Origin of the sequence: Citrobacter sp. Awk 4, from assembly GCF_028069725.1 — a bacterium.
Lineage (GTDB): Bacteria > Pseudomonadota > Gammaproteobacteria > Enterobacterales > Enterobacteriaceae > Citrobacter_D.
This window is the reverse complement of record NZ_JANEWG010000041.1, coordinates 1-24,944: the sequence shown is the minus strand read 5'-3', so window position 1 is coordinate 24,944 and position 24,944 is coordinate 1. Positions and strand designations below refer to the sequence as shown.

Sequence of the window (24,944 nt, the reverse complement as noted above, 5' to 3'; positions counted from 1 at the left end):
AATCTTAGAGCAGAGAAGAGACGCTTTCACGAACCTGCGCTGGCCATACACCGCATTGCACCTGACCAATGTGTGGCAGTTGCAGCAGTAACATGGTCAGGCGTGACTGACCGATACCACCGCCGATCGTTTGTGGCATCTCGCCACGCAGCAACGCCTGATGCCACTCCAGACTCAATCGGTCTTCGTCACCGGTCAGCGCCAACTGGTGTTTCAGCGCATCAGCGTCAACGCGAATCCCCATCGAAGAAAGTTCAAATGCATCTTCCAGTACCGGGTTCCAGACCAGAATATCGCCGTTCAGACCGGCATAACCCAACTCGGAGGCGGAACTCCAGTCATCGTAATCTGGCGCACGAACGTCATGACGATGCCCGTCGCTCAGTTTACCGCCGATACCCACCAGGAAAACGGCACCCAGATCTTTAGCGATCGCACGTTCACGGCCTTTCGCATCCAGCTCAGGATAACGGGAAAGCAGATCCTGGCTATGAACAAAGTGGATCTGATCCGGCAGGAACGGTGCCAGGCCAAATTCTTTGCTCACTGCAGCTTCAGTGGCTTTAATTCCTGCCCAGATCGCCTCTACTGTGCTTTTCAGGGTCGAAAATTGACGCTCACCGTCGCCCATCACGCGTTCCCAGTCCCACTGGTCAACGTAGACCGAATGGAGCGGAGAAAGACGGTCTTCATCGGGGCGAAGCGCTTTCATATGCGTGTACAGCCCTTCGCCCGCGCTGAAGTCGTGTTGTCCCAGAGTTTGACGTTTCCACTTTGCCAGGGAATGCACCACTTCGAATTGGGCATCTGGCAATGCTTTCACTTTTACCTGTACCGCTTTTTCACAGCCCGACAAGTTATCTTGCGTGCCATCCCCAACACGGCTGAGGATCGGTGCCTGAACTTCAATCAGACCCAGACGCTCCTCCAGTTGACGAGAAAAGTGGGATTTCACGAAGCTAATTTGGCGTTGTTTGGCAATGTAAGCGGTTTTCATTATTTATACTCCTGCGTCCTGTTGGTTATGATTAAGCAACAGAATGCAGGTGATTTTCAATAACCATCAAACAAAAAGGCTATTTAGGTTTTTATTCATTAATATAAACGTCTAAAATAGAGCGAATCTCTAATCTACATAAGAAAAACCAATGGAAAATTATCAGATCGACAATCTGGACCGCGGCATCCTTGAGGCATTAATGGCAAATGCGCGTACGGCATACGCTGAACTGGCCAAACAATTTGGCGTTAGTCCTGGCACCATTCACGTTCGCGTTGAGAAAATGAAACAAGCGGGGATCATTACCGGAGCGCGTATTGACGTCAGCCCGAAGCAGCTGGGATACGACGTCTGCTGTTTTATCGGCATTATTTTAAAAAGTGCGAAAGACTATCCTTCGGCATTAGCCAAACTGGAAAGTCTGGATGAAGTGACAGAGGCGTATTACACCACCGGTCACTACAGTATCTTTATTAAGGTCATGTGCCGCTCGATCGACGCGCTGCAGCAGGTACTTATCAACAAGATCCAAACAATTGATGAAATTCAGTCCACTGAAACGCTGATCTCTTTGCAGAACCCGATTATGCGGACCATCCGCCCATAACCCTTTTTTTAAATCCCCTTGTTTTCCACAGGTAGATCCCAGCTCGCTCACAGCGTACAATAGCCCATCTTGATCAGGATGGGCTCGTATGGCGGACATAACTCTTATTAGCGGCAGCACCCTTGGCGGTGCCGAATACGTTGCAGAACATCTGGCTGAAAAGCTGGAAGATGCAGGGTTTTCAACAGAAACCCTACACGGTCCGTTGGTAGAGGATCTCCCCACTTCCGGGATCTGGCTGGTGATAAGCTCCACGCACGGCGCAGGAGACATTCCAGACAACCTTCTTCCTTTCTATGAAGATCTCCAGTCGCAAAAAACCGATCTGTCCCAGGTGCATTTCGGCGCCATTGGCATCGGTAGCCGTGAATACGACACCTTCTGTGGTGCTATCTATAAAATAGAGGCAGAACTGAAGAGTTGTGGGGCAAAACAGATAGGCGAGACACTCAAGATCAACATCCTTGAGCACGACATTCCGGAAGATCCGGCAGAGATTTGGCTGGGATCCTGGATTAATTTACTCAAAATAGTGTAAAGATCGTGCGATCAACTGTGGGTAACTCTGGTGAAAAGCTTGGATCAACCGGTAGTTATCCAAAGAATAACCGTTGTTCAGTTTTTGAGTTGTGTATAACCCTTCATTCTGATCCCAGCTTATACGGACCAGGATCACCGATCATTCACAGCTAATGATCCTCAGCAACCTGTTGATCTTAATAAGCGGATCCTGGTTATCCACAGCGACTGGCGATCCTAATAAGAGATCACAATAGAACAGATCTCTAAATAAAAAGATCTTCTTTTTAATACCCAGGATCCCGGGGTCTTTCTCAAGCCGACAAAGTTGAGTAGAATCCACGGCCCGGGCTTCAATCCATTTTCACACCGCCGTAATGCGAGGCAATTACCATGTTTTATCCGGATCCTTTTGACGTCATCATCATTGGCGGGGGTCATGCAGGCACTGAGGCCGCTATGGCCGCAGCGCGTATGGGTCAACAAACCCTGCTTTTGACACACAATATCGACACGTTGGGGCAAATGAGCTGCAACCCCGCTATTGGCGGTATTGGGAAGGGACATCTGGTAAAAGAAGTGGATGCGCTCGGTGGGCTGATGGCCAAAGCAATCGACCATGCAGGTATTCAGTTTAGGATACTAAACGCAAGCAAAGGTCCAGCCGTTCGTGCAACCCGGGCACAGGCGGATCGCGTGCTCTATCGTCAGGCGGTACGCACCGCACTGGAGAATCAACCGAACCTGATGATCTTCCAGCAGGCGGTTGAAGATCTGATTGTCGAAAACGATCGTGTTGTCGGCGCAGTGACTCAAATGGGTCTGAAATTCCGCGCGAAAGCCGTCGTACTGACCGTCGGAACCTTTCTGGACGGCAAAATTCATATCGGTCTGGATAACTACAGCGGTGGCCGTGCTGGCGATCCGCCGTCGATCCCGCTCTCCCGACGTCTGCGTGAATTACCTTTGCGTGTGAGCCGTCTGAAAACCGGTACACCACCGCGTATTGATGCGCGCACCATCGATTTCAGCGTGTTGGGTCAGCAAAATAGCGACAACCCGCTGCCGGTCTTCTCGTTCCTGGGTAAAGCGTCTCAGCATCCGCGCCAGATGCCGTGCTACGTCACCCACACCAACGAGAAAACTCATGATGTGATCCGTAATAACCTCGATCGTAGCCCAATGTATGCCGGTGTGATCGAAGGTATCGGTCCACGTTATTGCCCGTCGATCGAAGACAAAGTGATGCGCTTTGCCGACAGGAACCAGCACCAGATCTTCCTGGAACCGGAAGGGCTGACGTCTAACGAAATTTACCCGAACGGTATTTCCACCAGCCTGCCATTTGATGTGCAGATGCAGATCGTTCGCTCCATGCAGGGGATGGAAAACGCGAAGATCGTTCGTCCGGGTTATGCTATCGAATATGACTTCTTCGATCCGCGTGACCTGAAACCCACGCTGGAAAGCAAATTTATCCACGGTTTGTTCTTCGCCGGGCAAATCAATGGCACAACCGGTTATGAAGAAGCTGCCGCGCAGGGCCTGCTGGCCGGTTTGAATGCTGCCCGTCTGTCTGCGGACAAAGAGGGGTGGGCACCAGCGCGTTCCCAGGCGTATCTGGGAGTGCTGGTAGACGATTTGTGCACCCTGGGCACCAAAGAACCGTATCGCATGTTTACCTCTCGCGCAGAATATCGCCTGATGCTGCGTGAAGATAACGCCGATCTCCGCCTGACCGAAATAGGCCGAGAACTGGGCCTGGTGGATGATGAGCGTTGGGCTCGCTTTAATGAGAAGCTGGAAAACATTGAACGTGAACGTCAGCGTCTGAAATCAACCTGGGTGGCCCCATCCTCCGAATCTGCGGGCGAAGTGAATGCTCACCTAAGCGCGCCGCTCTCGCGTGAAGCGAGTGGTGAAGATCTGCTGCGCCGTCCGGAAATGACCTATGAACAACTGACCGCGCTGACGCCTTTTGCTCCGTCTCTGGACGATGTTCAGGCGGCAGAGCAGGTAGAGATTCAGGTGAAGTACGAAGGGTATATTGCCCGTCAACAGGATGAGATCGAAAAACAGCAGCGTAACGAAAATACAATTTTGCCCGCGACGCTGGATTACCGGCAGGTTTCTGGTTTGTCGAATGAAGTTATCGCCAAGTTGAACGATCATAAACCGGTCTCAATTGGCCAGGCATCGCGTATTTCCGGCGTTACGCCTGCGGCGATTTCCATTCTGTTAGTCTGGCTGAAAAAACAAGGCATGCTGCGTCGCAGCGCGTAAATCTACAGCTTTAGTGGGTGGCGTTTCGCTTACCCACTCTACAGGTTCGTAAGGCCCGGTCCGCGCAAGCGCCACCGGGCAAATTTTATAGACAGGTAACCACCGTGCTCAACAAACTCTCTCGTCTGCTGGATCAAGCAGGTATTTCGCTCACCGCTCACCAGAAAAATCAGTTGGTCGCGTATGTTGATATGCTGAACAAGTGGAACAAGGCCTATAACCTGACCTCTGTCAGAGATCCCGGTGAGATGCTGGTCCGCCATATTCTGGACAGCATTGTTGTCGCGCCGTATCTGCAAGGGCAACGTTTTATCGATGTTGGCACGGGACCGGGGCTGCCGGGCATTCCATTGTCAATTGTACGCCCTGAGTCGCATTTCACCCTGCTGGACAGTTTGGGCAAGCGCGTGCGTTTTCTGCGCCAGGTTCAGCATGAACTTAAACTGGATAACATCACGCCCGTTCAGAGTCGTGTTGAGGAATTTCCTTCCGAGCCGCCGTTTGATGGTGTGATCAGCCGTGCGTTCGCCTCACTCAATGACATGGTCAGTTGGTGCCACCATCTGCCAGGCGAGAACGGTCGCTTTTATGCGCTGAAAGGGCTGCTACCAGAGGATGAAATAGCCTCGTTGCCTGCTGAATTTAGTGCGGAATCGGTCGTTAAACTGCGGGTTCCACAGTTGGAAGGTGAACGTCACCTGGTCGTCGTTAAGGCAAACAAAATTTAATATTTGTCAAAAAAAATAGAAAAAAAACGGTATCTCACGTGTTAAAAATCGTGGGGTATCGTGCCGTTATAACTGGTTACACTTAACTATGGTGTCACTATCTGTTTTCATTTCGACAACGACCCTTTTTTTTGTAATAACAAAAGTAGTCAACATTGAAAATATCAGTCTGCTAAATATCGGGTTTGCAAATCACTCTTTGATGTTAAAAGTTTATTATGAATGTCAATGGGTTGTTTTTATGTTGTGGGATGATGTTTTTAAAATGGTGAGTGACTTTACGCTTAAATATCAAAAAGTTGAAAAGGCATCATTTGCCAAGTAAATAAATACTGCGAGGGTGAATATGCTCAATATGTGATCCGAAGCACGCTTTGTTGCCAGTGTTTTCGCGCTGTTTGCAGTTTTACACGATCGTTCACAGTTTGGCTAAAAGTTAAAAATGCGGGCTAGAGAAAAATATTTAAACATTTATTCACCTTTTAGCTACTTATTGTTTGAAATCACGAGGACGCACCGTATAATTTGACCGCTTTTTGATGCTTGACTCCTGGTCTTAAAGAACGTTTTATACGACACGCGGCATACCTCGATGGGAGCAGGAGTAAAAACGTGATGTCTGTGTCGCTCTTGAGTCGAAACGTTGCTCGTAAGCTTCTGTTCATTCAGCTACTGGCTGTAATGGCAAGTGGATTGCTGTTTAGCTTCAAAGACCCCTTCTGGGGCATCTCTGCGATATGTGGAGGGATGGCAGTGTTTCTGCCTAATATGTTGTTTATGATATTTGCCTGGCGTCACCAGGCGCAGATACCAGCAAAAGGCCGGGTGGCCTGGTCGTTCGCTTTCGGCGAAGCGTTGAAGGTGTTAGCGATGCTGGTTTTACTGGTGGTGGCGCTGGCGGTTTTGAAGGCGGTATTTTTACCGCTGATCGTTACGTGGGTTTTGGTGCTGGTGGTTCAGATACTGGCGCCGGCTGTAATTAACAACAAAGGGTAAAAGGCATCATGGCTTCTGAAAATATGACGCCGCAGGATTACATAGGACACCATCTGAATAACCTTCAGTTGGACCTGCGTACATTCTCGCTGGTGGATCCGCATAACCCCCCAGCCACCTTCTGGACGCTCAATATTGACTCCATTTTCTTCTCGGTGGTGCTGGGTCTGTTGTTCCTGCTTATGTTCCGTAGCGTTGCGAAAAAGGCAACCAGCGGCGTACCAGGTAAATTTCAGACCGCGATTGAGCTGGTGATCGGCTTTGTACATGGTAGCGTGAAAGACATGTACCATGGTAAAAGCAAGCTGATTGCACCGCTGGCCCTGACGATTTTCGTCTGGGTGTTCCTGATGAACCTGATGGACTTACTGCCTATCGACCTGCTGCCGTACATTGGCGAGCATATCTTTGGTCTGCCGGCTCTGCGTGTGGTTCCGTCTGCTGACGTGAACATCACCCTGTCTATGGCACTGGGCGTATTTATCCTCATTCTGTTCTACAGCATCAAAATGAAAGGCCTCGGCGGCTTCGCGAAAGAGTTGACGCTGCAGCCGTTCAATCACTGGGCGTTCATCCCTGTCAACTTAATCCTTGAAGGGGTAAGCCTGCTGTCCAAACCGATTTCTCTCGGTCTGCGACTGTTCGGCAACATGTATGCCGGTGAGCTGATTTTCATTCTGATCGCGGGCCTGTTGCCGTGGTGGTCACAGTGGATCCTGAATGTGCCCTGGGCCATTTTCCACATACTGATTATTACGTTGCAAGCCTTCATCTTCATGGTTCTGACGATTGTCTATCTGTCGATGGCGTCTGAAGAGCATTAATTTACCAACACTACTACGTTTTTACTGAAACAAACTGGAGACTGTCATGGAAAACCTGAATATGGATCTGCTGTACATCGCTGCCGCTGTGATGATGGGTCTGGCGGCGATCGGTGCTGCGATCGGTATCGGCATCCTCGGGGGTAAATTCCTGGAAGGCGCAGCGCGTCAGCCCGATCTGATTCCTCTGCTGCGTACTCAGTTCTTTATCGTTATGGGTCTGGTGGATGCTATCCCGATGATCGCTGTAGGTCTGGGTCTGTACGTGATGTTCGCTGTCGCGTAGTAAGCGTTGCTTGAATTAAGAGCAATATCAGAACGTTAACTAGATAGAGGCATTGTGCTGTGAATCTTAACGCAACAATCCTCGGCCAGGCCATCGCGTTTGTCCTGTTCGTTCTGTTCTGCATGAAGTACGTATGGCCGCCGTTAATGGCTGCCATCGAAAAACGTCAAAAAGAAATTGCTGACGGTCTTGCTTCCGCAGAACGAGCACATAAGGACCTTGACCTTGCAAAGGCCAGCGCGACCGACCAGCTGAAAAAAGCGAAGGCGGAAGCTCAGGTTATCATTGAGCAGGCGAACAAACGCCGCTCTCAGATCCTGGACGAAGCCAAAACTGAAGCAGAGCAGGAACGTACTAAAATCGTGGCACAGGCGCAGGCGGAAATTGAAGCCGAGCGTAAACGTGCCCGTGAAGAGCTGCGTAAGCAAGTTGCTATCCTGGCTGTTGCTGGCGCCGAGAAGATCATCGAACGTTCCGTGGATGAAGCTGCTAACAGCGACATCGTGGATAAACTTGTCGCTGAACTGTAAGGAGGGAGGGGCTGATGTCTGAATTTATTACGGTAGCTCGCCCCTACGCCAAAGCAGCTTTTGACTTTGCCGTCGAACACCAAAGTGTAGAACGTTGGCAGGACATGCTGGCGTTTGCCGCCGAGGTAACCAAGAACGAACAAATGGCAGAGCTTCTCTCTGGCGCGCTGGCGCCGGAAACGCTCGCTGAGTCGTTTATCGCAGTCTGCGGTGAGCAGTTGGACGAAAACGGCCAGAACCTGATTAAGGTGATGGCTGAAAATAATCGTCTGAACGCGCTCCCGGATGTTCTGGAGCAGTATATTCATCTGCGTGCAGCCAGTGAGTCTACCTCTGAGGTAGAAGTCACTTCTGCAACCACGCTGAGTGAAGCACAGCTTGCGAAGATCAGCGCTGCGATGGAAAAACGTCTGTCACGCAAAGTTAAGCTGAATTGCAAAATCGATAAGTCTGTAATGGCAGGCGTTATCATCCGTGCGGGTGATATGGTCATTGACGGTAGCGTACGCGGCCGTCTTGAACGCCTTGCAGACGTCTTGCAGTCTTAAGGGGACTGGAGCATGCAACTGAATTCCACCGAAATCAGCGAACTGATCAAGCAGCGCATTGCTCAGTTCAGTGTTGTGAGCGAAGCTCACAACGAAGGTACTATTGTTTCTGTTAGTGACGGTGTTATCCGCATCCACGGCCTTGCCGATTGTATGCAGGGTGAGATGATTTCCCTGCCGGGTAACCGTTACGCTATCGCTCTGAACCTGGAGCGCGACTCCGTAGGTGCGGTAGTTATGGGTCCGTACGCTGACCTTGCCGAAGGCATGAAGGTTAAGTGTACTGGTCGTATTCTGGAAGTTCCGGTTGGCCGTGGCTTGCTGGGTCGTGTGGTGAACACTCTGGGTGCTCCTATCGACGGTAAAGGTCCGGTTGATAACGATGGCTTCTCGCCAATCGAAGTTATCGCGCCGGGCGTAATCGAACGTCAGTCCGTCGATCAGCCAGTTCAGACTGGTTATAAATCCGTTGATGCCATGATCCCAATCGGTCGTGGTCAGCGTGAATTGATCATCGGTGACCGTCAGACCGGTAAAACCGCGATGGCAGTCGATGCGATCATCAACCAGCGCGATTCCGGCATCAAATGCGTGTACGTGGCTATTGGCCAGAAAGCGTCCACCATTTCTAACGTGGTGCGTAAACTGGAAGAGCATAATGCTCTGTCTAACACCATCGTTGTTGTTGCTACCGCGTCTGAATCCGCTGCACTGCAATACCTGGCACCGTATGCCGGTTGCGCAATGGGCGAATACTTCCGTGACCGCGGTGAAGATGCACTGATCGTTTACGATGACCTGTCCAAACAGGCTGTTGCTTATCGTCAGGTTTCCCTGTTGCTCCGTCGTCCGCCAGGACGTGAAGCATTCCCGGGCGACGTATTTTACCTCCACTCCCGTCTGCTGGAGCGCGCATCCCGCGTTAACGCGGAATATGTTGAGAAATTCACCAAGGGTGAAGTTAAAGGTAAAACCGGCTCCCTGACCGCTCTGCCGATTATCGAAACCCAGGCGGGTGACGTTTCTGCGTTCGTTCCGACCAACGTAATCTCCATTACCGATGGTCAGATCTTCCTGGAAACCAACCTGTTTAACTCCGGTATTCGTCCGGCTGTTAACCCGGGTATCTCCGTATCTCGTGTAGGTGGCGCAGCGCAGACCAAGATCATCAAGAAACTGTCCGGTGGTATTCGTACCGCACTGGCACAGTATCGTGAACTGGCGGCGTTCTCTCAGTTCGCTTCCGACCTGGATGACGCTACGCGTAAGCAGTTGAGCCACGGTCAGAAAGTAACTGAACTGTTGAAGCAGAAACAGTATGCCCCAATGTCTGTTGCACAACAGGGTGTGGTGCTGTTTGCGGCTGAACGCGGTTACCTCGAAGATGTGGAACTGGCAAAAATCGGTAGTTTCGAAGCTGCTCTGCTGGCTTACGTCGACCGTGACCACGCTCCGCTGATGCAAGAGATTAACCAGTCCGGTAGCTATAACGATGAAATCGAAGGCAAGCTGAAAGCTATCCTCGATTCCTTCAAAGCAACCCAGTCCTGGTAACGTCTGGCGGTCTGTCTTAGGGCAGACCGCAAGGCATTGAGGAGAAGCTCATGGCCGGCGCAAAAGAGATACGTAGTAAGATCGCAAGCGTCCAGAACACGCAGAAGATCACTAAAGCGATGGAGATGGTCGCCGCTTCCAAAATGCGTAAATCGCAGGAGCGCATGGCGGCCAGCCGTCCTTATGCAGAGACCATGCGCAAAGTGATTGGTCACCTTGCGAATGGTAATCTGGAATATAAGCACCCTTACCTGGAAGAACGCGACGTTAAACGTGTGGGCTACCTGGTGGTGTCGACCGATCGTGGTCTGTGTGGCGGCTTGAACACTAACCTGTTCAAAAAACTGCTGGCAGATATGAAAGCATGGTCCGAAAAAGGCGTTCAGTGCGAACTCGCAATGATCGGCTCTAAGGGCGTGTCTTTCTTTAGCTCCGTTGGCGGTAATGTGGTTGCTCAGGTAACCGGTATGGGGGATAACCCTTCCCTGTCCGAACTGATCGGTCCGGTTAAAGTGATGCTGCAGGCCTATGATGAAGGCCGTCTGGACAGACTGTACGTTGTCAGCAACAAATTTATTAACACCATGTCTCAGGTTCCAACTCTCACTCAGCTGCTGCCTTTACCGGCATCAGAAGATGAAGAGTTAAAACAAAAAGCCTGGGATTACCTGTATGAACCCGACCCGAAACCGCTGCTGGATACCCTGCTGCGTCGTTACGTTGAATCTCAGGTTTATCAGGGTGTGGTAGAAAACCTGGCCAGCGAGCAGGCCGCACGTATGGTGGCGATGAAAGCCGCGACCGACAATGGCGGCAGCCTGATTAAAGAGCTGCAGTTGGTATACAACAAAGCTCGTCAGGCCAGCATTACTCAGGAACTCACCGAAATCGTCGGTGGTGCATCCGCGGTATAACCAGGTTAATTCGTAGAGGATTCAAGATGGCTACTGGAAAAATTGTCCAGGTAATCGGCGCCGTGGTTGACGTCGAATTCCCTCAGGATGCCGTACCGCGCGTGTACGATGCTCTTGAGGTTATGAATGGTAATGAGAATCTGGTGCTGGAAGTTCAGCAGCAGCTCGGTGGTGGTATCGTACGTACTATCGCCATGGGTTCTTCCGACGGTCTGCGTCGTGGTCTGGAAGTTAAAGACCTCGAACACCCAATCGAAGTCCCGGTAGGTAAAGCAACCCTGGGTCGTATCATGAACGTCCTGGGTCAGCCGATCGACATGAAAGGCGACATCGGCGAAGAAGAACGTTGGGCTATTCACCGCGCAGCGCCTTCTTACGAAGAGCTGTCCAGCTCTCAGGAATTGCTGGAAACCGGTATCAAAGTAATGGACCTGATTTGCCCGTTTGCGAAAGGCGGTAAAGTTGGTCTGTTCGGTGGTGCGGGTGTAGGTAAAACTGTAAACATGATGGAGCTGATCCGTAACATCGCGATCGAGCACTCCGGTTACTCTGTGTTTGCAGGTGTAGGTGAACGTACTCGTGAGGGTAACGACTTCTACCACGAAATGACCGACTCCAACGTTCTGGATAAAGTATCTCTGGTTTATGGCCAGATGAACGAGCCGCCAGGAAACCGTCTGCGTGTTGCGCTGACTGGCCTGACTATGGCTGAGAAGTTCCGTGACGAAGGTCGTGACGTTCTGCTATTCGTTGATAACATCTATCGTTATACCCTGGCCGGTACTGAAGTATCCGCACTGCTGGGCCGTATGCCTTCTGCGGTAGGTTATCAGCCGACTCTGGCGGAAGAGATGGGTGTTCTGCAGGAACGTATCACCTCCACCAAAACCGGTTCTATCACCTCCGTTCAGGCGGTATACGTACCTGCGGATGACTTGACTGACCCGTCGCCAGCCACCACCTTTGCTCACTTAGATGCAACCGTGGTACTGAGCCGTCAGATCGCGTCTCTCGGTATCTATCCGGCCGTTGACCCGCTGGACTCCACCAGCCGTCAGCTGGACCCGCTGGTAGTTGGTCAGGAACACTACGACACTGCGCGTGGCGTTCAGTCCATCCTGCAGCGTTATCAGGAACTGAAAGACATCATCGCGATCCTGGGTATGGACGAACTGTCCGAAGAAGACAAACTGGTGGTAGCTCGTGCGCGTAAAATTCAGCGCTTCCTGTCCCAGCCGTTCTTCGTAGCAGAAGTCTTTACCGGCTCTCCGGGTAAATTCGTATCGCTGAAAGATACTATCCGTGGCTTTAAAGGCATCATGGATGGCGAATACGATCACCTGCCAGAGCAGGCGTTCTATATGGTTGGCACCATCGAAGAAGCTGTCGAGAAAGCCAAAAAACTTTAACGCCTTAATCGGAGGGTGATATGGCAATGACTTACCACCTGGACGTCGTCAGCGCAGAGCAACAAATGTTCTCTGGTCTGGTCGAAAAAATCCAGGTAACGGGTAGTGAAGGTGAACTGGGTATTTACCCGGGTCACGCCCCGCTGCTCACCGCCATTAAGCCTGGTATGATCCGCATCGTTAAACAGTTCGGTCATGAAGAGTTTATCTACCTGTCCGGCGGCATTCTTGAAGTGCAGCCTGGCAACGTGACCGTACTGGCTGATACCGCGATTCGCGGGCAGGATCTCGATGAAGCGAGAGCCCTGGAAGCGAAACGTAAGGCTGAAGAGCACATTAAGAGCTCTCATGGTGACGTGGATTACGCTCAGGCATCTGCGGAACTGGCCAAAGCGATCGCGAAACTGCGCGTTATCGAGTTGACCAAAAAAGCGATGTAACACCGGCTTGAAAGCAAAAAAACCAGTCTGAAATCAGACTGGTTTTTTTTTATCCCAAAATTTTAAATTCGATAAACTATTTACAACGGAAGTTGATTATTTCTTATTGAATTAAATGAGGGATCATTATCATGTCATATCAACCTTCTTTCGAAGGGCCACAACCCGATTCAAAAATTGATCGTATTACGTTTATCCGTCGCGCCTATATCTATCTTTCTGCTGCCATTGCCGGCTTCATAGTCTTAAGTGTGGTGCTGATGGCGATGGGCGTGGGGGAACTTATGCTGAGCGTGCTGGCTGGAGGTGGTAGATATAGCTGGCTGGTTGTTCTTGGTGCCTTCGTGCTGGTAGGGATGTTGGCAACCCGGTTAGCGGATAACACGGTATCTAACAACGTTCAGCTAGTCGGACTCGGGATTTATGTTCTGGCTGAAGCGCTGATCTTTTCACCGCTTCTCACTATAGCGGCTTACGTTAACCCAGGCATCATTCCAGCTGCGGCCATTACAACGGTGCTGCTGGTGGCGGGGCTAACGTTTACGGCGTTTACTACTAAAAAAGATTTTTCGTTTTTGCGCTCTTTCTTAAATTTAGCGGGATTTATCGCGTTAGGGACTATTGTGGCGGGCGTCGTTTTCGGCTTCTCCCTGGGAGTAGGGTTTTCCGCATTGATGGTGCTATTGTGCGCGGGTTTTGTGCTTTACGACACCTCTAACATCATTCATCACTATCCGACCGATCGTCCGGCTGGCGCGGCGCTGCATCTGTTTGCCTCAATTGCGACCATGTTCTGGTATATTTTGCGTATCTTTATGTCTCGTAACTGATTGTTCTTGTACGGCGATGATAGAAACCAGCGACTATCATCGCTCTTTTCAGAGGCGTGAACGTTTAGCTATACCCTGTTTGCTATATGGCGCGATGCTTAGCGTAGCCATAAGCAATCGCCCTCCCTCTTTAATTTGCATTTCCCACATCACCATGATTTACCTGATTCTTTATTCATGGATCAAAAAAATAGCAAAAACATTATCCTAAGGTTTTAATAAGAGCATATCCCTGGTTTTGGGGAGACAAAAGACGTAGATATAGACGAAAATAGAGAGTTGTCAGATGGGGAATTTCCCCCTATTGAACGTTTTATCTTCGGTCCGTTTCACGGCGAAAAAAATGTAGAATTTTCAATGTGAGACGGTATAAATTCGTTCTCAAATAACAGTCAGGATGTGTATGTTGAATAATGCTATGAGCGTTGTGATCCTTGCCGCAGGCAAAGGCACACGTATGTATTCCGATCTTCCTAAAGTGCTGCATACCCTTGCGGGAAAAGCGATGGTTCAGCATGTCATTGATGCTGCTAATGAACTTGGCGCATCTCACGTTCATCTGGTCTATGGCCACGGTGGCGATCTGCTTAAACAGACACTGAAAGAAGACAACCTGAATTGGGTTCTGCAGGCCGAGCAGTTGGGTACAGGTCATGCGATGCAGCAGGCTGCGCCATTCTTTGGCGACGACGAAGACATTTTAATGCTCTATGGCGACGTACCGCTGATTTCAATCGACACATTGCAACGTCTGCGAGATGCAAAACCGCAGGGCGGCATTGGTTTGCTGACAGTGAAGGTGGATGATCCAACCGGATATGGTCGTATCACGCGTGAAAACGGTAAGGTTACCGGCATTGTTGAGCACAAAGATGCGAGCGATGAGCAACGTCAGATCCAGGAAATTAATACCGGTATCCTGATTGCCAACGGCGCAGACATGAAGCGTTGGCTGTCAAAACTAACCAATAACAATGCCCAGGGCGAGTATTACATCACTGACATTATTGCGCTGGCATATCAGGAGGGTCGTGAAATCGCGGCTGTTCATCCTGACAGACTCAGCGAAGTGGAAGGTGTGAACAACCGCCTGCAACTCTCTCGTCTGGAACGCGTTTACCAGTCTGAGCAGGCTGAAAAGCTGCTGCTGGCGGGAGTTATGCTGCGTGATCCTTCACGTTTTGACCTGCGCGGAACATTAATGCACGGGCGAGATGTAGAAATTGATACTAACGTTATCATCGAAGGCAACGTCACGCTCGGCCATCGCGTGAAGATTGGCGCGGGCTGCGTTATCAAAAACAGTGTGATTGGCGACGATTGTGAAATCAGTCCATACAGCGTAGTGGAAGATGCTCATCTGGCAACGGCATGTACTATTGGCCCGTTTGCCCGCCTGCGCCCAGGCGCAGAACTGCTGGAAGGCGCGCACGTAGGTAACTTTGTCGAGATGAAAAAAGCGCGTCTGGGCAAAGGCTCGAAAGCGGGTCATCTGACCTACCTGGGTGATGCTGAAATTGGCGATAACGTGAACATCGGCGCGGGTACCATCACCTGTAACTACGATGGCGCGAACAAGTTTAAAACCATTATTGGCGATGATGTGTTTGTCGGCTCTGATACCCAACTGGTGGCGCCAGTGACGGTAGGTAACGGAGTGACAATCGCGGCGGGTACCACCGTTACCCGTGACGTTGCTGATAACGAACTGGTGATAAGCCGTGTACCGCAGGTCCATAAGCAGGGCTGGAAGCGTCCGGTGAAGAAGAAGTAAATTCAAATTTTGTTTGCCGGATAACGCGTTTACGCTGCCATCCGGCAAACAGGGATGAGGGGATAACATAATCCCCCGCCCAAAAAGCAGTACCGTTACACAAAATCATTCAAGTTGGATCAAGGTGGCAAGCGAGTGAATCCCCTGGAGCGTATATAAATACGTGACTGGGGTGAGCGAACATAGCCAACGCAGAGACGGCTTGAAGGATGACGTGTAAATAAAAATAACCCCACTCTCTACAAAGGCTCGGGGCGCCCGAAAATACGGGCATACAGGTTGACCGACAACGACTGGCATATCGCCAAAATCGGAATTAAAAAACTATGTGTGGAATTGTTGGCGCTATCGCGCAACGTGATGTAGCAGAAATTCTTCTCGAAGGTTTACGTCGTCTGGAATACCGTGGCTATGACTCTGCAGGTCTGGCTGTGGTCGACAACGAAGGGCACATGACCCGTCTGCGTCGCCTCGGTAAAGTTCAGATGCTGGCACAGGCAGCGGAAGAGCATCCGTTGCACGGCGGTACAGGTATTGCTCATACCCGTTGGGCAACTCATGGCGAACCTTCAGAAGCGAATGCGCATCCGCATGTTTCTGAACACATTGTGGTGGTGCATAACGGCATCATCGAAAACCATGAACCGCTGCGCGAAGAACTAAAAGCGCGTGGTTATACGTTTGTTTCTGAAACTGACACCGAAGTGATTGCTCACCTGGTGCATTGGGAACTGGAACAAGGCGGCACACTGCGTGAAGCGGTATTGCGTGCGATCCCGCAACTGCGCGGCGCGTACGGTACTGTAATCATGGATACCCGTAAACCGGATACTCTGCTGGCGGCGCGCTCTGGTAGCCCGCTGGTGATTGGTCTGGGGATGGGTGAGAACTTTATCGCTTCCGATCAGCTGGCGCTGTTGCCAGTTACCCGTCGCTTCATCTTCCTGGAAGAGGGCGATATTGCGGAAGTAACCCGTCGTTCCGTCTCTATTTTCGATAAAACGGGCGCGGAAGTGAAACGTCAGGATATCGAATCCAACCTGCAGTACGACGCCGGTGATAAAGGTATTTATCGTCACTACATGCAGAAAGAGATCTACGAACAGCCAAACGCGATCAAAAACACGCTGACTGGACGTATTACTCACGGTGAAGTGGATTTGAGCGAGCTGGGTCCGAAGGCGAACGAACTGCTGTCTCAGGTTGAGCACATTCAGATCATCGCCTGCGGTACGTCATACAACTCCGGTATGGTATCCCGCTATTGGTTTGAATCTCTGGCAGGAATTCCGTGTGACGTGGAGATCGCGTCTGAATTCCGCTATCGCAAATCTGCCGTGCGTCGCAACAGCCTGATGATCACCCTTTCGCAGTCTGGCGAAACGGCAGATACGCTGGCCGGTCTGCGCTTATCGAAAGAGTTGGGCTATCTGGGTTCTCTGGCGATTTGTAACGTTCCGGGTTCTTCCCTGGTTCGTGAATCTGACCTGGCGATGATGACCAATGCCGGTACCGAAATCGGCGTCGCCTCCACGAAAGCGTTTACCACTCAGTTGACCGTTCTGCTGATGCTGGTGGCGAAACTGGCGCGTCTGAAAGGTCTGGATGCCTCTATTGAGCACGACATCGTTCACGGCCTGCAGGCACTGCCGAGCCGCATTGAGCAGATGTTGTCTCAGGATAAACGCATTGAAGCGCTTGCTGAAGATTTCTCTGACAAACACCACGCTCTGTTCCTGGGTCGTGGCGATCAGTATCCTATTGCGCTGGAAGGCGCGTTGAAACTGAAAGAGATCTCTTATATTCACGCAGAAGCCTATGCCGCAGGTGAACTGAAGCATGGCCCGCTGGCGCTGATTGATGCAGATATGCCGGTTATTGTGGTGGCTCCGAACAACGAACTGTTGGAAAAACTGAAATCCAACATTGAGGAAGTTCGCGCGCGCGGTGGTCAGCTGTATGTCTTCGCCGATCAGGATGCCGGGTTCACCAGCAGCGATAACATGCACATTATTGAAATGCCGCATGTGGAAGAGGTCATTGCGCCGATCTTCTACACGGTACCGCTGCAATTGCTGGCGTATCACGTTGCGCTGATCAAAGGCACCGACGTGGATCAGCCGCGTAACCTGGCGAAATCGGTTACGGTTGAATAATCTGAGTCATGCCCTGCGAAAGCGGGGCATATTTTTATCACCGTTTTTTTTGAAGCATCCCCCCTCTTTTTCATGTCACAAAGCGTCATATTCAGCTACTGTTTCAGTGTCATAAAAAGAAAATTTCCGCGAAATATTAGTGCCATAAAAACACCTAACGCATTGTTTCTTTATGATGTTTTTTAGTGGGTGAATACCATTTTTGTTGCTGTCATAAAACTGTCATATTTCGTACATTTAACTGTCACCTGTTTGTCCTATTTTGCTTATCGTAGCCACTTAACAATGATTTACGAATCTTGCAGGAGACATTATGAAAGTTATGCGTACCACTGTCGCAACTGTTGTCGCCGCGACCTTATCCATGAGCGCTTTCTCTGTAAACGCAGCGGCAAGCCTGACAGGTGCAGGTGCAACTTTCCCTGCGCCAGTGTATGCCAAATGGGCAGATACCTATCAGAAAGAAACCGGTAATAAAGTCAATTACCAGGGTATCGGCTCCTCCGGTGGTGTTAAACAAATTACGGCAAATACGGTTGATTTCGGTGCATCCGATGCCCCACTGTCTGATGAAAAGCTGGCTCAGGAAGATCTGTTCCAGTTCCCGACCGTGATTGGTGGTGTGGTGCTGGCGGTGAATATCCCAGGCCTGAAGTCTGGTGAGCTGGTGCTGGATGGCAAAACACTGGGTGACATTTACCTCGGCAAAATCAAAAAGTGGGACGATGAAGCCATCACCAAACTGAACCCTGGTCTGAAACTGCCTTCCCAGAATATTGCCGTTGTGCGTCGTGCTGATGGCTCCGGTACTTCCTTCGTCTTTACCAGCTATCTGGCGAAAGTGAATGAAGAGTGGAAATCGAAAGTGGGTTCCGGCTCGACAGTGAACTGGCCGACCGGTCTGGGTGGTAAAGGTAACGACGGCATCGCCGCGTTCGTACAGCGTCTGCCGGGTTCTATCGGTTACGTTGAATATGCGTATGCCAAGCAGAACAATCTGGCCTACACCAAATTGCTCTCCGCTGATGGTAAGCCGGTAAGCCCGACTGAAGAGAACTTCGCCAACGCGGCAAAAGGCGCTGACTGGAGTAAGTCGTTCGCTCAGGACCTGACGAACCAGAAAGGTGACGAAGCGTGGCCAATCACCTCCACAACCTTCATCCTCGTGCACAAAGTGCAGAAAAAACCCGAGCAGGGCGCTGAAGTGCTGAAATTCTTCGACTGGGCTTACAAAAATGGCGGCAAACAGGCTAACGACCTGGATTATGCCAGCCTGCCAGAGAACGTGGTTGAGCAGGTTCGTGCTGCATGGAAAACCAACGTGAAAGACAGCAACGGTAAAGCGCTGTATTAACAGAATTTCTTTGACGAATTGGCGGATGGCGCTACGCTTATCCGCCCTACGGTTCAGACTGTAGGCCCAATATGTAGGCCGGATAAGCGTAGCGCCATCCGGCTTGGGCAACTTCGTAAACGCGTTTAACGGAAAGAGTAATTTATGGCTGCAACTAAGCCTGCTTTTAACCCACCGGGTAAAAAGGGTGACATGATATTCAGCGCGCTGGTAAAACTGGCTGCGCTGCTTGTGCTATTGATGTTGGGCGGCATTATTGTCTCTCTGATCATCTCCTCCTGGCCAAGTATCCAGAAGTTTGGCTTTTCGTTCCTGTGGACCAAAGATTGGGACGCGCCAAACGATATCTACGGTGCGCTGGTCCCTATTTATGGCACGCTGGTGACCTCTTTTATCGCATTGCTGATCGCCGTTCCGGTGAGCTTCGGCATTGCCTTATTTTTAACGGAACTGGCACCAAACTGGCTGAGACGTCCGCTGGGGATCGCGATTGAACTGCTGGCTGCTATTCCGAGTATTGTGTATGGCATGTGGGGCTTGTTCATTTTCGCCCCGCTGTTTGCGACCTGGTTCCAGGAGCCGGTAGGGAACGTCCTTTCCAACATTCCGTTTGTTGGCGCGCTGTTCTCCGGTCCGGCTTTTGGTATCGGCATCTTAGCCGCTGGTGTGATCCTCGCCATCATGATCATCCCGTACATTGCGGCGGTGATGCGTGATGTGTTCGAACAGACCCCGGTGATGATGAAAGAGTCGGCCTACGGTATTGGCTGCACCACCTGGGAAGTTATCTGGCGTATTGTTCTGCCCTACACCAAAAATGGGGTGATTGGCGGCATTATGCTGGGCTTAGGTCGTGCGCTTGGCGAAACCATGGCGGTCACCTTTATCATCGGTAACACCTACCAGCTCGACAGCGCCTCGCTGTATATGCCGGGCAACAGTATTACCTCTGCGTTAGCGAACGAGTTTGCCGAAGCGGAATCGGGTCTGCACGTTGCCGCGCTGATGGAACTGGGTCTGATCCTGTTCGTCATCACCTTTATCGTTCTGGCTGCGTCCAAATTTATGATCATGCGCCTTGCTAAGAATGAGGGGGCACGTTAATGGCTACGATCGAGATGCAATCTACCGCCGCACTGGCGGAATCCCGCCGCAAAATGCAGGCGCGTCGTCGCATGAAAAACCGCATCGCGCTGACGCTCTCTATGGCGACAATGGCTTTCGGGCTGTTCTGGCTCATTTGGATCCTGTTCTCTACCGTTGTACGCGGTATCGACGGAATGTCGCTGGCGCTGTTCACTGAAATGACGCCGCCGCCCAATACGGCAGGCGGTGGTCTGGCAAACGCCCTGGCCGGTAGTGGTTTACTCATTCTGTGGGCGACAGTATTGGGGACGCCGCTGGGTATTATGGCGGGGATTTATCTGGCGGAATACGGCCGCAAATCCTGGCTGGCTGAAGTCATTCGCTTCATCAACGACATTCTGCTTTCTGCGCCGTCGATTGTGGTCGGTCTGTTCGTCTACACCATTGTGGTCGCGCAGATGGAACAATTCTCCGGCTGGGCAGGCGTAATTGCGCTGGCGCTGCTGCAGGTACCTATCGTCATTCGAACCACCGAGAACATGTTGAAACTGGTGCCGGATAGCCTGCGTGAAGCGGCTTATGCGCTGGGTACGCCAAAGTGGAAGATGATCTCTGCGATTACCCTGAAAGCGTCAGTCTCCGGCATCATGACCGGTATTCTGCTGGCGATTGCGCGTATTGCAGGTGAAACCGCCCCTCTGCTGTTTACCGCGCTCTCGAACCAGTTCTGGAGCACTGACATGATGCAGCCGATCGCCAACTTGCCGGTGACCATCTTTAAATTTGCGATGAGTCCGTTTGCTGAATGGCAGCAACTGGCCTGGGCTGGGGTGTTGATTATCACTCTGTGCGTTCTGCTGCTGAACATTCTGGCGCGCGTCATTTTTGCGAAGAATAAACATGGTTAATTTTTTGCGCATTGCCGGATGGCGGCGTACGGATTGTACATATTTGTAGGCCTGATAAGCGTAGCGCCATCAGGCACAATTTTGCGGCGCGGCGAATGCGGCGTCGAATGAGGAAGAGATTGAAATGAGTATGGTTGAGACAGCCCCAGGTAAGATTCAGGTGCGTGATTTGAACTTCTACTATGGCAAATTCCATGCCCTGAAGAACATCAACCTGGATATCGCGAAGAACCAGGTTACGGCATTCATCGGTCCGTCTGGCTGTGGTAAATCCACGTTGCTGCGCACCTTTAACAAAATGTATTCGCTCTACCCCGATCAACGTGCGGAAGGCGAGATTCTGCTGGATGGCGACAATATTCTCACCAACACCCAGGATATCGCGCTGTTGCGCGCTAAAGTGGGCATGGTGTTTCAGAAGCCGACACCGTTCCCGATGTCCATTTACGACAATATTGCGTTTGGCGTGCGTCTGTTTGAGAAGCTCTCCCGTGCCGATATGGATGAGCGCGTTCAGTGGGCGTTGACCAAGGCCGCATTGTGGAACGAAACCAAAGATAAATTGCACCAGAGCGGGTACTCTCTCTCCGGTGGTCAGCAACAGCGTCTGTGCATCGCGCGCGGTATCGCTATTCGTCCGGAAGTGTTGCTGCTGGATGAACCATGTTCAGCGCTGGACCCTATTTCCACGGGGCGTATTGAAGAGCTGATCACCGAGCTGAAGCAGGATTACACCGTGGTTATTGTGACGCACAACATGCAGCAGGCGGCGCGTTGTTCCGACCACACGGCGTTTATGTATTTGGGCGAGTTGATTGAGTTCAGCAACACGGACGATCTGTTCACCAAGCCCGCTAAAAAGCAAACAGAAGACTACATCACCGGTCGCTACGGCTGATTCAGGAGTGCAACATGGATAACCTCAATCTCAATAAACACATTTCCGGCCAGTTCAATGCTGAACTGGAGAGCATTCGCACTCAGGTGATGACCATGGGCGGAATGGTGGAACAGCAACTGTCTGACGCCATTACCGCTATGCACAACCAGGATGGTGAACTGGCAAAGCGCGTGATTGAAGGCGACAAACAGGTCAATATGATGGAAGTCGCAATTGATGAAGCCTGCGTGCGCATCATCGCCAAGCGTCAGCCAACGGCCAGCGACTTGCGCCTGGTGATGGCGATCATCAAAACCATCGCAGAGCTGGAACGCATTGGCGACGTCGCAGATAAAATCTGTCGTACTGCGCTGGAGAAGTTCTCTTCTCAGCATCAGCCGCTGTTGGTGAGCCTGGAATCGTTGGGTCGTCACACCGTACAGATGCTGCATGACGTTCTGGATGCGTTTGCGCGGATGGATCTCGACGAAGCGGTACGTATCTACCGTGAAGACAAAAAAGTCGATCAGGAATATGAAGGCATTGTGCGTCAGTTAATGACCTACATGATGGAAGATCCGCGCACTATTCCGAGCGTGCTGACGGCGTTGTTCTGCGCACGATCGATTGAACGTATCGGCGACCGCTGCCAGAACATTTGTGAATACATCTTCTACTTCGTGAAAGGGCAGGATTTCCGTCATGTCGGGGGCGATGAGCTGGATAAACTGCTGGCGGGGAAAGACCCAAAAGAGTGATGTTTGTGTGATTTGTCAGCCCGGTAAGCTTGCGCTACCGGGCCGTTTGCCGGATGGCGCTGACGCTTATCCGGCTTACAACACATTAACCATTCCGACGACGTTAACGCGTAATATCCCATCCGCGCGCCTTCCACAATTCCGGCAACTGCGCCAAATCCGTAAAGGTCGTTACTTTTGGATGATCGATCGGTTTGTTGTGCGGATCGGCGCAAAAGTAAAACACCTCCATCCCCGCATCAATTCCTGACTGTGCGCCTGCTGAAGAGTCATCCACCAGAATGCAGTTCTCCACATTGACGTTCATCGCTTTCGCTGCGTGGAACATCAGCGCCGGGTCGGGCTTCCAGCGTTGAATATCGTAGCCGCTGAACAGTTTTTCCGGAAAATGGTGCAACATGCCCAGTTTTCCCAGTGAATGCTGCATTTTGCTGACCGGCCCGTTAGAGACTACGCACATGGGCACCGCCATGCTGTCCAGCAATGCGTTTGCACCCGCGATCACCTCAAGTTCGGTGTCGAACAGACGTGCGACCTCGGCGCGGTAGACGGGTTCCAGCTCGGTTTTCGCCAACGCAACATGATGCTCTTCGTTGATGAGGTCGATAATCTTGTAGAGTTTTACGCCCTTAAAGCGTTTAAACACCTCTTCAAGATCGAGCTTTATGCCAAATTCCTGGAACATAGCGACATACGCGCGGGAACAGATCACTTCGCTGTCGACCAGCGTACCGTCGCAGTCGAAAAATACCGCTTCAATCTGGGACATGCCTTTCCTTTTTTACAAGTTTAACGTTTACGTAATGCAGTATTGAGAGACGCAATCGTTGCCGTATAAGCAAAATCAATGAAAAAAAGTATCTCGCAACCGCCCCTATTGTCGCATTTTGGTATAGGATAGCGACGAATTTTCCCTCCTTGTTCGGAAATTGATAATGAGTCAACAACACACCACCCAGGCTTCTGGTCAGGGGATGCTGGAACGCGTGTTTAAACTGCGCGAACACGGCACGACGGCACGCACCGAAGTGATCGCCGGTTTCACGACCTTCCTGACGATGGTCTATATCGTTTTTGTTAACCCGCAAATTCTTGGCGTTGCTGGCATGGATACCAGCGCTGTCTTCGTCACCACCTGTTTAATTGCTGCGTTTGGTAGCATCCTGATGGGCCTGTTCGCCAACCTGCCGGTCGCGCTGGCGCCTGCAATGGGTCTGAACGCCTTCTTCGCGTTTGTGGTGGTTCAGGCAATGGGCCTGCCGTGGCAGGTGGGTATGGGCGCCATTTTCTGGGGCGCCGTTGGTCTGCTGCTGCTGACTATTTTCCGCGTGCGTTACTGGATGATCGCCAATATTCCGGTCAGTCTGCGCGTAGGTATCACCAGCGGTATCGGCTTATTCATTGGCATGATGGGGCTGAAAAACGCCGGTGTCATTGTCGCGAATAAAGACACGCTGGTGGCGATTGGAAATCTGACATCCCACAGCGTTCTGCTGGGCGTGCTGGGTTTCTTTATCATCGCTATTCTGGCATCACGCAACATTCACGCCGCGGTGCTGGTGTCTATCGTGGTCACAACGTTGCTGGGCTGGATGTTGGGTGATGTGCACTACAACGGTATTGTCTCTGCTCCGCCAAGCGTCACTTCTGTGATTGGTCATGTGGATCTGGCTGGTTCGTTGAATCTGGGTCTGGCCGGCGTCATTTTCTCTTTCATGCTGGTTAACCTGTTTGACTCCTCCGGTACGCTGATTGGCGTGACAGACAAAGCGGGTCTGGCCGATGAGAAAGGGAAGTTCCCACGCATGAAGCAGGCGCTGTTTGTCGACAGCGTATCATCGGTGGCGGGTTCGTTTATCGGCACCTCTTCCGTAACGGCGTATATTGAATCTTCTTCTGGTGTTTCAGTCGGTGGCCGTACTGGTCTGACGGCGGTTGTCGTGGGTCTGCTGTTCCTGCTGGTTATCTTCCTGTCGCCGCTGGCGGGAATGGTGCCGGGTTATGCGGCCGCAGGTGCGCTGATTTATGTCGGTGTCTTGATGACCTCTAGCCTTGCGCGCGTGAAGTGGGACGATTTAACGGAATCGGTACCCGCCTTTATCACCGCCGTGATGATGCCGTTCAGCTTCTCTATTACTGAAGGTATCGCGCTGGGCTTCATCTCTTACTGTGTGATGAAAATTGGCACTGGTCGCTTGCGCGATCTCAGCCCTTGCGTGGTCGTTGTGGCGTTGCTGTTCATACTGAAGATTGTGTTTATCGACGCGCACTAAGGTGCGGCTCGTGGTGTCAGGTGGCGCTAACGCTTACCTGACCTACAGAAGAACGTCGGCCTGATAAGCGAAACGCCATCAGGCCTAACCACATATCAAAGCCCGGCACTCTGCCGGGCTTTTTCGTTGTCTATAGAAAACCCCCAGCTAGGCTGGGGGGTCAGTAAAGCTTTCAGCTTTGAGCCAGTTATTAAAACCCCTTTTGATTTGTTAAAACACCTTGCGGTCTGGCAACTGCAAATGTTCAACAAGAAATCAACAGGGGGTCCCAATGAGGGACGAAAAGA

24 protein-coding genes are annotated in these 24,944 nt (G+C 51.3%); 22 read left to right on the top strand and 2 right to left on the bottom strand.

What is annotated here, in order from left to right; all coding sequences use genetic code 11:
• Positions 1–4: 4 nt before the first annotated feature.
• Entirely contained in the window at positions 5–997 is a 993-nt protein-coding gene (gene asnA / locus NNO04_RS16480; protein WP_271445609.1) for an aspartate--ammonia ligase, read from the bottom strand.
• Between the two features lie 151 nt (positions 998–1,148).
• On the opposite strand from asnA, the gene asnC reads away from it, so the two are divergent.
• The 21 genes from asnC (at position 1,149) to phoU (ending at position 22,384) form a co-directional block, all read left to right on the top strand.
• On the top strand, positions 1,149–1,607 hold the full coding sequence (gene asnC, locus NNO04_RS16475; protein WP_013368348.1) for a transcriptional regulator AsnC: 459 nt from the start codon (positions 1,149–1,151) through the stop codon (positions 1,605–1,607).
• A gap of 88 nt (positions 1,608–1,695) precedes the next feature.
• Entirely contained in the window at positions 1,696–2,145 is a 450-nt protein-coding gene (gene mioC, locus NNO04_RS16470; RefSeq protein WP_271445608.1) for an FMN-binding protein MioC, read from the top strand.
• A 374-nt stretch (positions 2,146–2,519) separates the two neighbouring features.
• On the top strand, positions 2,520–4,409 hold the full coding sequence (mnmG, locus tag NNO04_RS16465) for a tRNA uridine-5-carboxymethylaminomethyl(34) synthesis enzyme MnmG (protein ID WP_271445607.1): 1,890 nt from the start codon (positions 2,520–2,522) through the stop codon (positions 4,407–4,409).
• 104 nt (positions 4,410–4,513) lie between these two features.
• The gene (gene rsmG / locus NNO04_RS16460; RefSeq protein ID WP_271445606.1) at positions 4,514–5,137 is read left to right on the top strand and encodes a 16S rRNA (guanine(527)-N(7))-methyltransferase RsmG; all 624 of its coding nucleotides are present in this window, start codon (positions 4,514–4,516) and stop codon (positions 5,135–5,137) included.
• Between the two features lie 615 nt (positions 5,138–5,752).
• A complete protein-coding gene (gene atpI, locus NNO04_RS16455; RefSeq protein WP_271445605.1) occupies positions 5,753–6,133 on the top strand; it encodes a F0F1 ATP synthase subunit I in 381 nt (126 codons plus the stop codon).
• An 8-nt stretch (positions 6,134–6,141) separates the two neighbouring features.
• Positions 6,142–6,957, top strand: coding sequence for a F0F1 ATP synthase subunit A (gene atpB, locus NNO04_RS16450; protein WP_162382296.1), 816 nt, complete (start codon positions 6,142–6,144; stop codon positions 6,955–6,957).
• Between the two features lie 46 nt (positions 6,958–7,003).
• Positions 7,004–7,243, top strand: coding sequence for a F0F1 ATP synthase subunit C (atpE, locus tag NNO04_RS16445; RefSeq protein ID WP_003023794.1), 240 nt, complete (start codon positions 7,004–7,006; stop codon positions 7,241–7,243).
• A gap of 59 nt (positions 7,244–7,302) precedes the next feature.
• Complete coding sequence (gene atpF / locus NNO04_RS16440) at positions 7,303–7,773, top strand: F0F1 ATP synthase subunit B (protein WP_073511767.1); 471 nt, start codon at positions 7,303–7,305, stop codon at positions 7,771–7,773.
• Positions 7,774–7,787: 14 nt separating this feature from the next.
• Positions 7,788–8,321 carry a F0F1 ATP synthase subunit delta gene (atpH, locus tag NNO04_RS16435; RefSeq protein ID WP_162382297.1) on the top strand — a complete coding sequence of 178 codons (534 nt, stop codon included), beginning with the start codon at positions 7,788–7,790 and terminating at the stop codon, positions 8,319–8,321.
• A 12-nt stretch (positions 8,322–8,333) separates the two neighbouring features.
• Positions 8,334–9,875, top strand: coding sequence for a F0F1 ATP synthase subunit alpha (gene atpA / locus NNO04_RS16430; protein WP_271445604.1), 1,542 nt, complete (start codon positions 8,334–8,336; stop codon positions 9,873–9,875).
• Between the two features lie 50 nt (positions 9,876–9,925).
• On the top strand, positions 9,926–10,789 hold the full coding sequence (atpG, locus tag NNO04_RS16425) for a F0F1 ATP synthase subunit gamma (protein WP_192614017.1): 864 nt from the start codon (positions 9,926–9,928) through the stop codon (positions 10,787–10,789).
• A 26-nt stretch (positions 10,790–10,815) separates the two neighbouring features.
• Positions 10,816–12,198: a F0F1 ATP synthase subunit beta gene (gene atpD, locus NNO04_RS16420; RefSeq protein ID WP_192614018.1), complete on the top strand. Its 1,383-nt coding sequence runs from the start codon at positions 10,816–10,818 to the stop codon at positions 12,196–12,198.
• Positions 12,199–12,218: 20 nt separating this feature from the next.
• Positions 12,219–12,638, top strand: coding sequence for a F0F1 ATP synthase subunit epsilon (locus NNO04_RS16415; protein WP_162382301.1), 420 nt, complete (start codon positions 12,219–12,221; stop codon positions 12,636–12,638).
• A 131-nt stretch (positions 12,639–12,769) separates the two neighbouring features.
• Positions 12,770–13,468 (top strand): Bax inhibitor-1/YccA family protein, encoded by a 699-nt coding sequence (locus NNO04_RS16410; protein ID WP_271445603.1) that lies wholly within the window; start codon positions 12,770–12,772, stop codon positions 13,466–13,468.
• A gap of 403 nt (positions 13,469–13,871) precedes the next feature.
• Complete coding sequence (glmU, locus tag NNO04_RS16405) at positions 13,872–15,242, top strand: bifunctional UDP-N-acetylglucosamine diphosphorylase/glucosamine-1-phosphate N-acetyltransferase GlmU (RefSeq protein ID WP_271445602.1); 1,371 nt, start codon at positions 13,872–13,874, stop codon at positions 15,240–15,242.
• Positions 15,243–15,568: 326 nt separating this feature from the next.
• Positions 15,569–17,398 carry a glutamine--fructose-6-phosphate transaminase (isomerizing) gene (gene glmS / locus NNO04_RS16400; RefSeq protein WP_271445601.1) on the top strand — a complete coding sequence of 610 codons (1,830 nt, stop codon included), beginning with the start codon at positions 15,569–15,571 and terminating at the stop codon, positions 17,396–17,398.
• Positions 17,399–17,711: 313 nt separating this feature from the next.
• A complete protein-coding gene (gene pstS, locus NNO04_RS16395) occupies positions 17,712–18,752 on the top strand; it encodes a phosphate ABC transporter substrate-binding protein PstS (RefSeq protein WP_271445600.1) in 1,041 nt (346 codons plus the stop codon).
• A gap of 144 nt (positions 18,753–18,896) precedes the next feature.
• Positions 18,897–19,856 carry a phosphate ABC transporter permease PstC gene (pstC, locus tag NNO04_RS16390; protein ID WP_271445599.1) on the top strand — a complete coding sequence of 320 codons (960 nt, stop codon included), beginning with the start codon at positions 18,897–18,899 and terminating at the stop codon, positions 19,854–19,856.
• Positions 19,856–20,746: a phosphate ABC transporter permease PstA gene (gene pstA / locus NNO04_RS16385; RefSeq protein ID WP_271445598.1), complete on the top strand. Its 891-nt coding sequence runs from the start codon at positions 19,856–19,858 to the stop codon at positions 20,744–20,746. Before pstC ends, pstA begins: the two co-directional genes overlap by 1 nt.
• A 124-nt stretch (positions 20,747–20,870) precedes the next feature.
• Positions 20,871–21,644 (top strand): phosphate ABC transporter ATP-binding protein PstB, encoded by a 774-nt coding sequence (pstB, locus tag NNO04_RS16380; protein WP_162382307.1) that lies wholly within the window; start codon positions 20,871–20,873, stop codon positions 21,642–21,644.
• A 14-nt stretch (positions 21,645–21,658) separates the two neighbouring features.
• Entirely contained in the window at positions 21,659–22,384 is a 726-nt protein-coding gene (gene phoU / locus NNO04_RS16375; protein WP_162382308.1) for a phosphate signaling complex protein PhoU, read from the top strand.
• A gap of 103 nt (positions 22,385–22,487) precedes the next feature.
• On the opposite strand, the gene yieH is transcribed toward phoU, so the two are convergent.
• A complete protein-coding gene (yieH, locus tag NNO04_RS16370; protein ID WP_271445597.1) occupies positions 22,488–23,153 on the bottom strand; it encodes a 6-phosphogluconate phosphatase in 666 nt (221 codons plus the stop codon).
• Positions 23,154–23,319: 166 nt separating this feature from the next.
• On the opposite strand from yieH, the gene adeP reads away from it, so the two are divergent.
• Positions 23,320–24,657 (top strand): adenine permease AdeP, encoded by a 1,338-nt coding sequence (gene adeP / locus NNO04_RS16365; RefSeq protein WP_271445596.1) that lies wholly within the window; start codon positions 23,320–23,322, stop codon positions 24,655–24,657.
• Positions 24,658–24,944 lie beyond the last annotated feature (287 nt).